This is a genomic window from Bacillus sp. K2I17, from assembly GCF_002209985.1.
GTDB lineage: Bacteria > Bacillota > Bacilli > Bacillales > Bacillaceae_G > Bacillus_A > Bacillus_A wiedmannii.
Window position 1 is genome coordinate 76,755 of the sequence record NZ_NJGF01000012.1, and the last position, 12,809, is coordinate 89,563.

A 12,809-nucleotide genomic window follows, 5' to 3' on the forward strand; every position below is an offset into this window, starting at 1 on the left:
GGGAAAAGGACATGGAGGAAAACAATAATAACTTAGGGAAAAAAGTCGCTATATCCGTAATGTCGGTAGCATTACTAGGAACATCAGGATATCTTGTGTATGACAAAGGCTTTAAGACAGCAGGAAAAGAACAAGTAAAACTAGCAAGTAATACAGAAGAGAAAAAAGATGATCGTATTACAGGGGGCGATTTACAGTCTATGTTCCCAAATTTAGTTGCTGATCCTGCAAAAAAAGATGAAAAACCCGGCGAAAAACCAACTATTAATTTAGCAGACTTAATTGGGAATAATAAATCACCAATTACGCCAGTAACATATAAACCAGATGAAGTATCGGTGGAAAAGAAAGATCCACAAATCAAATTATCGGATGCACCCACTCCACAAAAGTTAGATTTGCCATCTAATATGGGGGGACCTGTGGCGGATATTCCTAAGTCACCAACTGAGCCGAATAAACCAGTGGACACTAAGTTACAGGTAGATCCAAAGCCACCAGTAGATCCAAATACGCCAGTGGATCCAAAGCCACCAGTAGATCCAAATACGCCAGTAGATCCAAAGCCACCAGTAGATCCAAATACGCCAGTGGATCCAAAGCCACCAGTAGATCCAAAGCCGCCAGTAGATCCAAATACGCCAGTGGATCCAAAGCCACCAGTGGTAGATCCAAAACCGCCGGTAGTGGATCCGAAGCCACCAGAACCAACACACCCAACGATTACAGTATCACCAAAAACGGGCGATATTTTAGTTGAGTGGTACGCTGGAAATGGAAAATACTACTCATCTGTTTTCTTTAATGATTTTTATACAAGTCAAAAAGAACTGGATGAAAATGCATTAAATAATTTAACAAACTACTATAGCAAAAAAGAAGACTGGACGCTCGTTAGCCAATTAAATACACCATCAAAATCAAAATCAATAGCTGAACATAAGTTAGCGTTAGATAATGTAGAACAAATTCTTACAAGTGGTGAATATTCAAATGAGAGAGCACTATTCTATTTACGTAATCAAATGAATGTATTAAATGAATCGGTTACTACACAAGAAGAATTACAAAGATACCTGAGTGAAAATAAGAAAGATTATATTAAATCTGTAGCAGCAAAAGTCTATCAAACAGCAACAGAAGAAAAAAGAGAGTGGTCAAATACAGGGGATGTAGCATCTTTAGAACAAGCATTAAGTAAATTTTATTTAGTTACATCAGTACTTGAAAGCGTAGATCCTACATTAGTAGAAAAAGCGAATCAAGATGTAGAAGATATTTTCAACAAGCTATTACAGGAAGAATTACAGAACCTTAATATCCAAACATCAGTAGTGATGTCTGCAACTGAGGCAAAGGAAAAAACAAGCCCTGTAAAAGAAAATACTAGTAGTAATGAAGGAACAGCAGTTACAGAAGATAATAAGGAAACAAGTACAACAACTGAGAAAAACAAAAAAGATGAAAAGACTGAAGGTGCCAAAAATAACGAGAAAACAAGTAATATCGATTCAAGTACTCAAAAAGCACAAGTAAAATCTGAACCATTTAGTCAAGAAATCGATCAAATAGAAACATATTTAAATCCAGCGAATCCACAATATGAAAATGCTTTACTATTAGCAAATAAGTATATTGACGGTGCAACAGGAGAACAAAAAGAAAAATTAGAAAAGCAATTTAGTGCGGCTGTAGAGGGACTTCGTGGACAAATTAAAGATTCTAATTTCAAAGTCGAAGATGCTATAAATAAAGCGAATTTATTAGCAAATACGGCAAGAGTAGAAAAATCTGTTCAAGATGAATCTCATAAATTATTAATGCCGCTAATGTTTGAAAGAAAAGCAAACGATGCTGCAAATAATGGAGAATATTATACAGCGGTATTAAATATTGCAAATGCAATTCGTACAAAGCACCCATTGGAGCGTTCAAGAGAAGAAATGGTTAATTATGCGAATAAATTATGGACAGAGACAGAAAATGAATGGAATAAAATAAATGGAACGACAGGATGGCAAAGTGAAGTAAGTAAAAACTTATTACCATCATACACATTACTTGCACAGTTAAAGGATATTGATAAAACGATTGGCCAAATTAGTGGTATGAATATGATTGATAATGCATCCAAAAAAATGGAGGGAATTCAACTTATTCAGTTAGCAGGTGATGAAGCAAATAAAGAAGGGCAAACGAGCCTTTATAATGCTTTACATTATTATGGTCAAGCAGCTTCCCGTGGTGTGGTTGACAAAGCAGGATTTTCTAATGTTGCTAGTCTTGTAATTAAAGAAGCAAAACAGTTAGAAAAAACGCAATATAAATCAGCGTTAAACAACTATCAAATTTTATATAAAACACCAGGTATCGAAGAATTAGGAATTAAAGATGGGGTAAAAGCGGCAATTGAGTATTTGAGTACATTTGAAGCTGCAAAGGTAAGCGGGAATAAAGATACGATTGAAGATTTAGCTTCAGCAATTGAATTAACTTACCACTCTATGGAACTAGGATATCCAGAAGCAGATGCAAAAGAATGGATGAATACGGTAGCTCTAAAAATGTTTAATAAAGGTGCAGGATATATGTCCGCAACTGACACGAATAATGCATATAAATGTTTTGAATTTTTAAGTCGTGATAAATATGCAAATGCTATTAATGGAGAAATAACGAAACAAGCAAAAGAGAATGTAGAAAAAATTAAATCTATGAACGTTAAAAAATAATTAGATTTAACATTCGCCATCTTACTTTGCGTAAGATGGCGAAATTATTTCGCATAAGGAGTGAAGTTCAATGAGTTTGCTAGAAATTTGTCCATTAGATGAGGCGTTAGTGGAAGCTTTACAGAACGAAGAAAAAAGAGTTCGTTTTTATGAGTTATTACAGAAATCAAATTTGTACGTTGTTGCTTCGGTAGAGGGCGATACAACTGTAGATGAAGAAGGAAATTTGATTTCAACTGAAAATACACAATTGCAAATTCATTATTTTGAAATGGTAGAAGGATTAATGTTACCACTGTATTCTGATTTGAAACATTTAGAAATGGTTATTCCAGAAGAATGTCCGTATGTCTCTATGAATGCAGTTGAATTATTAAAGACGATAGATTTAGAGGCAAATGTAATATTAAACCCAGGAACAAAATTTCAAAAATTATTTGTAAAGGAAGAAATTGAAGCGATTTGTGATAACAGTATTTTTGATGTTTTTTCTAAAGAGAATAAGTAAAAATTGATGCAGTTCTATTTCTTTTTGGTATAAAATAGAGGAAGGTGGGAGAAGGTTTGGAAATTAAGGTCAAACCTGAACAACTCGAACAAATTGCCAAAAACATATCAGAGATGCAAACACACAGCCAGAATATACAACAAAATCTCAATCAATCTATGTTTAGTATTCAAATGCAATGGCAAGGGGCAACGAGTCAGCATTTTTATGGGGAATATATGAGATCAATGAGTCTCATGGAATCGTACATACGTAACTTACAAGTTACAGAAAAAGAATTACGGCGTATCGCTCAAAAGTTTCGTCAAGCAGATGAAGAATATCAAAAGAAACAAAATGAAAAATTGAAAGAAACCCATAAAACAGAAAAGAAAAATGAAAAATCATGGTGGGAAAAGACAGTAGAAGGAGCAGCTGAATTCATTGGAGTAAATGATGCAATTCGTGCAGTTACCGGTAAAGACCCTATTACAGGAAAAGAATTATCATCAAAAGAAAGACTCATCGCCGCAGGATGGACACTCCTAAACTTTGTTCCTGTTGGAAAAGTGGCAAGTCTTGCTGGAAAAGGAATAAAGTATGTCGCTTCTAGCTTTGGGAAGACAATTGTAAAAGCAGGAAAAAGACTAGGTGAAGGCGTAACAATGGTAGCCGGAAAAGCTGGAAAAGCAGCCGTCGATGGTATAAAAACAGCCAGCCACAAAGTAAAAGAGGGTGTAAACTTTGTAGCCTCCACAGCAAAAGGATTTGCCGATAAAATCGGAAGTCTATGGAACAAAGGTGCCACAACCGTAAAAACAACCTTCTTGCAAGGGAATGAAAAGATCCAGCACGCAGTAAAAACATTACTGGAATACAAATGGATCCCAGGCGAGGGAAAAGGCTTCGCCATGGCTGGAGTAGGAAAGGTCTCAGGAGGAGGACAGTATTCTCTGAAAGAGGCTTATCAGTATATGGAGAGTAAGGTTGTTAAGGGTACGGGTAAAGGCGGCAGTACTGTAAGTGAAGTTAAAACATTTGTGGACAAAGGGAAACATTTTACAAATGGAAGAAAAAATAGATTAAAGCCTAATATTAGATATAAAACGGGAGAGTATGATTACTTTTATGAAACAGATAATCTTGGAAGAATTGAAAAATTTGAAACAGATAAGTTACAATTAACTGAGAGAGAGAAGAGATTATCACATAGCAAAAATACACTAGGAAAAGTAAAAGGGCAAGATCATGCAGGACATTTGGCTGGTGATAGATTTGGAGGGTCACCTAAAATTGACAATTTAGTTTCGCAATTATCTGATGTTAATATGAAGCAGTATAAGAAAATTGAAAATGAATGGGCTACAGCTTTGAAAGAAAAACCCCCTAAAGAAGTAACAGTTGATGTTGAAATAATTTATCATGGCAATGATATGCGTCCAAAGGAATTTATAGTTAATTACTCGATTGATGGTAAGGCGGACTTCAGAGTTATTAAAAATTGATTTAAGGAGTGAAAAAGTAGTATGAAAGAATTTGAAGATAAATTTAGTGAATTGCAAGCAGATATGATATCTATATGTATGGAATATGTTGAAGATAGGGCGGATAAAGTGTACGTTTATGCTTCGCGTGAGGAAGGAATTATTTCGGGAAGTTTCTTTTATTGCATTAACAATAAGTATGTAGAACGTCATAAAGTAAATGATGCATTGGAAGATGAAGACGAAAGATATGATGTTTCTACTAAAAGACAGTCTATGGTATTACGCATTATATGTGAAGATATTGAGAAAATTGAAGAATTATGCAAAGAATATGAGCGTGACATGCCAACTGAGATGAAATTGATATATGATGTTCATAGTGGCAAGTTTAAAGCTCAATATAAGTATGATTTAGTATATACGAATGATGAAGTTAAAACAGCTAGCCATATTGCTGATGAGTGGTTTGAGGAAGTGAAAAATAATAAACTTTAAAAAATTTATAGTAATAGATATATTTAAACTGAATTAATAACTCATGAAAGTTTTAGCATCTATTTGTATAATAGCATTTGCATACAGGAGTGACAAAGTATTGCTGTAATTAATTTAAAACATGTTATGTAGTGTACAGAAAAATAGTAGGCTGTTAAAAAGTATATACTTCATGATGGTTGTACCATCATAGTGTATTATGTGCAATGATAGAATAGGAAAAGAAGTACGAGCTTAGGCGAGATGACATTTTACTGTGCGACGAATATAAAGACATTGAATGGACATAAAACTAACCAAATCGTACAAACTCGTAAGTTTTAACGTAGTAGTTGTTATGACATATAAAAGGTGTCATACTGTTACTATAAAACTTACAAATTTATGCTACTTAAAAACATATGAACTTAAAGCACTTGATTGTCAATTAAAGGCAACAAGTGCTTTTTGTGTTTTAGCGTAGAAATAAGTTGGTACACGTATAATTTTATAAGTGTATTAAGTGTTAAATTTTATAGACTGTAATGGATTTGTACAGTGTATGACGATAGTAGAGGAAAAACTAAAGGGTTGTATTATGTTTTGAAGTCATCGTAAAGTACGTTTTAACGGTTGATGTAAGAGTACATCCAATAACAGGTGGAGTCGTCTACTACAGCGGTAAATAACGCTATTCAACAAAAGGAGTCATCGCAACAACAAGATAACGATGATCCAGAAGAAGGTACTGCTGATAGTGGTGATGATGACGAAGGATAATAAAAAGGTTTCTCAACAAATTTTAATATAACCCTTGACAGTTACAAATATAACCGATATACTTCATATTAATTTCAAAAGAAAATATATTCTAAATATTTAATTGTGTTGAATAGGAGTAGTAAGGTCGTATATTTGTACAGAGAGCTATGGGTTGGTGTGACATAGTCAAATGACATCCTGAACTCGCCTAGGAGCAGTAAGGTGGAACGGAATCACATTCTTAGTAAATCTTAACGGTTAACCTTCGATATTAGGTTTGTAATCAAACGATTACTACTAAGGTGGATTCATAATGGAATCAATAAGAGTGGTACCGCGTTAAGTAAATGGCTTAGCGTCTCTTTATATAGAGACGTTGGGCCATTTTTTTATTTTATGGAAATAGAAATGGAGGGTTTATTTGGACTGGTTTATAAAATTCTATTATTTATATAAAAAGATTTAATTAGGAGGAAAATAAGATGAAACAGACGGAGCAATGGACTTCGAAATTAGGTTTTATAATGGCTGCAGCTGGATCGGCAATTGGACTTGGCGCAATATGGAAGTTTCCTTATATCGCTGGGAAAAGCGGGGGAGGAGCATTCTTTTTAATCTTTATATTATTCACTGTATTAATTGGGCTACCGCTACTTATAGCTGAATTTATGATTGGTCGCAGTACACAGAAACAAGCAGTTGGAGCATTTAAAAGTATTGCACCAAATACAGGGTGGCACTGGATTGGACGTCTTGGCGTCGGAACGTGTTTTATATTACTTTCGTTTTATAGTGTTGTAGGTGGATGGGTATTCATTTATTTGTTCAGAGGACTAACAGGACAACTTATTATTCCAGGACAAAATTACGGAGCATTATTTACTGAAACAATTGGAAATCCGACTTGGGCAATTATGGGACATTTCGCTTTTATGTTCATTACGATTTGGGTTGTATCAAAAGGTGTACAAAATGGAATTGAAAAAGCAAGTAAATATATGTTGCCAGCGTTGTTCGTTTTATTTGTCGCTCTTATTGTTCGCTCACTAACACTAGATAACGCAATGAAAGGTGTGAAGTTTTTCTTACAACCAGACTTCTCAAAGATTACTTCAGAAAGTATTTTATTCGCGATGGGACAATCATTTTTTGCGATTAGTATCGGGATTTCGATTATGGTTACCTATAGCTCGTATTTAAATAAAAAAGAAAGTTTACCAAAATCAGCAGTTACAATTGTTGGATTGAATTTATTTGTTTCATTATTTGCAGGTCTTGCTATCTTTCCGGCCGTATTTTCATTAGGAATGGAGCCGACAGAAGGACCTGGATTACTATTTATCGTATTACCATCTGTATTTAGTCAAATTCCATTCGGTGGGTTGTTCTTAACAGTATTTCTTGCACTATTTACATTTGCAACATTAACATCGGCATTTTCTCTACTAGAGACAGTTGTTTCAGCATTAGCAAATGGTGAACAAGAAAAAAGAACGAAATTATCATGGATAATCGGTTTCGGCATTTTCTTAGTAGGTATACCATCCGCGTTATCATTTGGAGTATGGAGTGATATTACGATTTTCGGAAAGAATATTTTTGATGCAGTAGACTTCTTATCTAGTAATATACTAATGCCACTTGGTGCACTATTTATTAGTATTTTCGTTTCATTCAAAATGGAAAAGAAGGTACTAGAAGCAGAGTTTTTTGTAGGTGGAAATTATGGAAAGAAAGTATTTATTTGTTGGGCGTTTTTACTTCGATTTATAGCACCACTTGCAATAATCATCGTCTTTTTAAATGTAATAGGGATTATTTAAAATTAAATGTTATAATATTCAGTAAAAAAAGAAGGTGATGGTCATAAAAGCGAATTTGATAGAAGTAGGAAAATATATGAATATTAGAGGGAAAAAACTATACGTTGAAACGCATGGAAATCCTAAAAATAAACCAGTCCTATACTTGCATGGTGGACCAGGAGAAAGTTGCTATGATTTTTCATTTCATCAAGCGGAACGTTTAAAAGATTCTTTATATGTAATAATGATAGATCAAAGAGGTGTTTGTCGCTCAGAAGAAATTACTGAGGACGAAGCTTTTGGATTAAATGATTTGATTGAAGACTGTGAGGAACTAAAAAAAGTATTACAAATTGAGAAATGGTCTGTCATTGGACATTCTTTCGGTGGATATTTAGCATTGTTATATGCGTCGATATATCCAAGTTCAATAGAGAAAATCATATTTGAAGCGCCAACTTTCGATTTTGCATTAACAAGTAGAGCTTTGTTACAAAAGACAGGGTATTTATTAAAAAAGTATGGAAAAGAAGTAGTAGCAGAAGAGTCTCTTGCTTATTCATCTAGCAATGCTAGTTCCGAAGAGTTGTTAGAAGCTTATATAAGACTAAGCAATGAATTAGAAGAAAATAGAATGGAGATTTACAATTATAAGGAAGATGTGACAGACGAGAGTTTGTATAGTGATGAAGAGTGGGAAGTATTTTCAAATCGCTCCAAAATTCATTTTGATAGATTAAAAATAGAAGGAGCAGTTCATACTTCATTATTACAAAAAATAAAAGATATACAAAATCCAATGTTATTAATTGTAGGAAAACATGATGCAGTAACGTGTGAAAAACAAATTGAAATATTTAATAAAGATGCTCAAAATGGGGATTGTATTGTATTCGAAGAGAGTGGTCATACACCGCATTATGAAGAAGCAGATCGATTTGCGGAAATAGTCATTCAGTTTTTGAAATAAAATAGAAAGGGAGCTTCGTATAATGAGAAGCTCCTTTTTTAGATTTTAGGATAAGTGATTGCAATGTTAGGCCATATGTTTTGCCATTTCTTTTTATTAACTCTAGTGTTGTACATATGTAATCGCTCTTTTGTTTCAAGAAAATGAGCTGTTGGCCTCACTTGTAAGGAAAGTACATCTTCAATACCGCATGGGGCCGTTAATATGACGTTGTTTAATTCATCAAGTGTAACTCCTAAAGCAGTTGCTGTTTCAGGAAATTTAGAAATAGCATCAACAGAAGAAGAATACGGTGGCATATTATTCACTACATGCATACGAGCTTGATTTTTTACCGACCAAGGTATAGAAGCATCCATATTTACCAGTGCTTTCTCTAGTGATTGCTCATATACCTCATCTGTATGTAATTGATCAAAATAAATGACATCAATATCTGGTGTAGCCGTTCGTATTTCGTAGTCATGTAAAGTATCCCAAATTTTAGAGCGAACAAATCCGGCGCAAATCCACCAATCTGGTAGCTCTAGTGATTTTGCCATTTTTAATATATCCATCATCCATTCGTCGTTTTCTATTAAGCGAATTATATCTTGCTCTGTTTTTATATTCATTGATAAATCTACCTTTCTAGTAAATTAATGCATCAGTTCAATAATCCATAAAATCCAGTAAGCACCTGGTACAAATAGTAGCTGTGCTAATAATGTACCGAGAAGTCTAGATATCATTAGCCAACCATACATTTTACTCATAGATTCAACGCCATTTTCTGATTGTAAAGCACGTTCTGTTAAAAGTGCAATACGTGGATCAAGTAACACTGTTAATAAAATAGTAGCGAAACCATTCACAAGTCCAGAAGCTGTACTTGCATTTGTTGCATAATCTGGATTTAAAAAAGAAGCGTAAAGGGCTGAAAGAACACCAGCTGTATAAATTGCAGTAGCCAACATGTTAATAAGCATAATACGTTTTGGAATACCACCAATACGTAGTCTATGAATCATTTCTAATTTTGGAAATCGTACATATTTTTTTGTATACTTTAATTTTTGAATGTTATTTGTTTTCATCATTCGAATGAAAGAACCGTCTGTTTCAAAGTTTCGAATGACATATCCAAATAGTTTTGTCAAAGTTGGATACAGAATAATCGCAAGCAGTGTACCGACAGAGGCAGATAATAGAACGAGCCGTATAATATGCTCTAAATCAATAGAAGAATCTAGTTTTGCTTCATCGACAATCCCGCCAATTAAAAAGGCTTGTAGTAAGTTAGATGTTCTTGAAATAAGCAGTACCATCCCTACGACGGATAAGGCAACGACAATCTTTTTTAAACGAACACCGGCTAATCGAATACTATAAGAACTTGTTTCGACTGCGTGGATAATAATTGTGAAAGCCAGAATAAATATTAAGGTAATTGACATTTAGTTCACCAGTTTCTATTTAGTTAATTGTAACTTTTCTACTTTATCATATCTATTACATTTTGTAACTGAACGTATGTGACATAGAAGAAGAAATTTCCGAAAAGATAAATAAGGGTAGTATAGTAAAAGGTAGGCATAAAAAAGCCTTCTATATAATATGTAAATTAAATAGGAGCGGGGGATTAAATTTGTACACAACATTTCTATTTGACCTAGATGGAACATTGACGGATCCGAAAGAAGGAATTATAAATTCAGTATTATATGCATTAAAAAAGGTTGGAATTGAAGAATTACATGTAAGCGAGTTAGATTCATTTATTGGTCCACCCATCCAGCAATCATTCATAGAGAGATACAATATGAATGAAGGAGAAGTAGAACGCGCTGTTTTTTATTTCAGAGAATATTTAAAGCAGCGTGGATTGTTAGAAAATAAGGTATACGATGGTATTCCAAATCTTTTAAAACAATTAAAAGATACCAGAAATCGTTTATTTATAGCAACTTCAAAACCTACTGTATTTGCAAAACAAGTACTAGATCATTTCCAACTAACGAATTATTTCGAAGGTATAATTGGAAGTAATTTAGATGGTACGAGAATAAAAAAAGAAGAAATCATTGCTCATATTTTACAAACAAATGAAGGCCTAAATAAAGAAGAAATTGTTATGATTGGAGATAGAAAGCACGATATAATCGGTGCGAATAATAATGAAATTGCTTCAATCGGCGTTTTATACGGTTATGGTAGTAAAACAGAATTGACTGAAGTTGGTGCAACTCATATAGTAAATGATGTAAAAGAACTACATCATTTTTGTGTAGACAATAGTTTGATAAAGCAGTAAATATAGAGACTAGCAATCCCTTTATAACGTATGACGATGAATTCGTTTATCCCGCGTTAACGGACAGTAAAACTCCCACCTCAAAATTCAGTTGGAGCAAAGAAGTTAGGTGGGGATCAACTGTCCGTAAACGTCCGATTGGTTCAACTAATAATCAGTGGGGGATGAACAAAACCCCCACTGATTAAAGTTTCACTTTATGTTTAAAGGGATTTTTCATATGTAATCGAATACTTATAATTAGACATTTTTAGCATGAAAAATTTGTATGAATAAGAGGAGGGATGTCAGAAATAAAAGATTAGTAGAAGTTTATCAATAAAATTTTGAATTTTCAGTTTAAAGGAGGGGTATGATTGGAGCTAGTTATTATATTATTAGCACTTAGTTTACTTATGTTTGTAGCATATAGAGGGTTTTCTGTTATTTTATTTGCACCGATATTTGCATTATTTGCCGTATTTTTGACAGAGCCTAGTTTTGTATTACCTTTCTTTTCGAATATCTTTATGGAGAAAATGGTAGGGTTTATTAAACTATATTTCCCTGTATTTTTACTTGGGGCAATATTTGGGAAAGTAGTAGAAATGTCAGGAATTGCAGACTCGATTGCAAAGACAATTATAGAGTTAGTTGGTGAAAAACGTACGATTTTAGCGATTGTATTAATGGGTGCTATTTTAACGTATAGTGGCGTTAGTGTGTACGTAGTAGTGTTTGCTGTATATCCGTTCGCAGCTAAGCTGTTTCGACAAGCGAATATTCCGAAGCGTTTAATCCCTGGAACGATTGTACTTGGAGCGGTCACGTTTACGATGGATGCGCTACCTGGATCACCACAAATTCAAAACGTAATACCTACAACATTTTTTAAAACGGACATTTATGCTGCACCGATACTGGGTATTGTAGGGGCAATTTTTGTACTGACGTTAGGATTACTATATTTAGAGAGTAGACGTAAGAAGGCGAAGGCGGCAGGAGAAGGGTATTTTGGTTTTAACGATGGAGATACTGAAATGGCAGCTTCTTTGCAAGTAGAACAAAAAGATATGCCATTACTGAAAAGCATTGAAATTACAAGAGTTCAGCAAGTGATTGCTTTTATACCACTTATTTTAGTAGGTGTAATGAATAAAGTTTTTACTATTATGATACCGAAGTGGTATCCGAATGGTTTTGATTTTTCTGAAATTGGTATGAAAGCATTTGGAAAAGTAGAATTAAGTGCAGTAGTTGGAATCTGGTCAGTAGAATTAGCACTTATTATAGGTATTGTAACAACGTTATTATTATATTGGAAACGAGTAGTAACAGGATTTCAAGCTGGATTGAATACAAGTATTGGTGGAGCGTTACTTGCAACGATGAATACAGGTGCTGAGTTTGGATTCGGTGGTGTCATCGCAGCACTTCCAGGTTTCGCGATTATGAGAGACGGCATTTCTGCCACATTCACGAACCCTCTAGTGAATGGAGCTGTAACGACGAATATTTTAGCTGGAATTACAGGCTCTGCATCAGGAGGAATGGGAATTGTTTTAAGTGCGATGGGAGATAAGTTTATTGCAGCGGCCAATCAATTTGATATTCCATTAGAAGTAATGCACCGTATCGTGTCAATGGCATCGGGAGGAATGGATACATTACCACATAACGGAGCTATTATTACTATTCTTACAGTAACAGGTTTAACACATAAACAGTCATATAAAGATATTTTTGCCATTACAGTTTTGAAAACGGTTGCCGTATTTTTAGTAATTGCATTCTATACTGCAACAGGAATTTATTAAGTC

Annotated in this window: 10 protein-coding genes, 1 pseudogene and 1 other annotated feature; of the genes and pseudogenes, 9 read left to right on the forward strand and 2 right to left on the reverse strand. The window is 34.1% G+C overall.

Annotation, left to right across the window (positions count from 1 at the left end; genetic code table 11):
- Positions 1–11 precede the first annotated feature (11 nt).
- The 7 genes and pseudogenes from CER22_RS32580 to CER22_RS15925 all read left to right on the forward strand — a co-directional run bounded on the left by CER22_RS32580 (position 12) and on the right by CER22_RS15925 (position 8,717).
- The gene (locus tag CER22_RS32580; RefSeq protein WP_142293491.1) at positions 12–2,732 is read left to right on the forward strand and encodes a hypothetical protein; all 2,721 of its coding nucleotides are present in this window, start codon (positions 12–14) and stop codon (positions 2,730–2,732) included.
- Between the two features lie 70 nt (positions 2,733–2,802).
- Positions 2,803–3,240 (forward strand): SseB family protein, encoded by a 438-nt coding sequence (locus tag CER22_RS15900; RefSeq protein WP_088063233.1) that lies wholly within the window; start codon positions 2,803–2,805, stop codon positions 3,238–3,240.
- A gap of 56 nt (positions 3,241–3,296) precedes the next feature.
- A complete protein-coding gene (locus tag CER22_RS15905) occupies positions 3,297–4,724 on the forward strand; it encodes a WXG100 family type VII secretion target (protein ID WP_088609116.1) in 1,428 nt (475 codons plus the stop codon).
- A gap of 21 nt (positions 4,725–4,745) precedes the next feature.
- Positions 4,746–5,201 carry an immunity protein YezG family protein gene (locus tag CER22_RS15910; RefSeq protein WP_088063235.1) on the forward strand — a complete coding sequence of 152 codons (456 nt, stop codon included), beginning with the start codon at positions 4,746–4,748 and terminating at the stop codon, positions 5,199–5,201.
- A gap of 596 nt (positions 5,202–5,797) precedes the next feature.
- A pseudogene (locus CER22_RS34295) lies at positions 5,798–5,960 on the forward strand (PepSY domain-containing protein); the annotation flags it as partial.
- A 99-nt stretch (positions 5,961–6,059) separates the two neighbouring features.
- Positions 6,060–6,308 (forward strand) — a binding site (T-box leader).
- A 116-nt stretch (positions 6,309–6,424) separates the two neighbouring features.
- Positions 6,425–7,765: a sodium-dependent transporter gene (locus CER22_RS15920; RefSeq protein WP_088609117.1), complete on the forward strand. Its 1,341-nt coding sequence runs from the start codon at positions 6,425–6,427 to the stop codon at positions 7,763–7,765.
- A gap of 37 nt (positions 7,766–7,802) precedes the next feature.
- A complete protein-coding gene (locus CER22_RS15925; protein ID WP_088609118.1) occupies positions 7,803–8,717 on the forward strand; it encodes an alpha/beta fold hydrolase in 915 nt (304 codons plus the stop codon).
- A gap of 38 nt (positions 8,718–8,755) precedes the next feature.
- Here the strand turns inward: CER22_RS15925 and CER22_RS15930 are convergent, their stop codons facing one another.
- The gene (locus CER22_RS15930) at positions 8,756–9,331 is read right to left on the reverse strand and encodes a nucleotidyltransferase family protein (protein ID WP_088609119.1); all 576 of its coding nucleotides are present in this window, start codon (positions 9,329–9,331) and stop codon (positions 8,756–8,758) included.
- Positions 9,332–9,355: 24 nt separating this feature from the next.
- Positions 9,356–10,153 (reverse strand): lipid II flippase family protein, encoded by a 798-nt coding sequence (locus CER22_RS15935; RefSeq protein ID WP_088609120.1) that lies wholly within the window; start codon positions 10,151–10,153, stop codon positions 9,356–9,358.
- A 191-nt stretch (positions 10,154–10,344) separates the two neighbouring features.
- Between CER22_RS15935 and CER22_RS15940 the strand changes: the two genes are divergently transcribed.
- Positions 10,345–11,010, forward strand: coding sequence for an HAD family hydrolase (locus CER22_RS15940; protein ID WP_088609121.1), 666 nt, complete (start codon positions 10,345–10,347; stop codon positions 11,008–11,010).
- Between the two features lie 356 nt (positions 11,011–11,366).
- Positions 11,367–12,806 (forward strand): GntP family permease, encoded by a 1,440-nt coding sequence (locus tag CER22_RS15945; RefSeq protein ID WP_088609122.1) that lies wholly within the window; start codon positions 11,367–11,369, stop codon positions 12,804–12,806.
- The last annotated feature ends 3 nt before the right edge of the window (positions 12,807–12,809 follow it).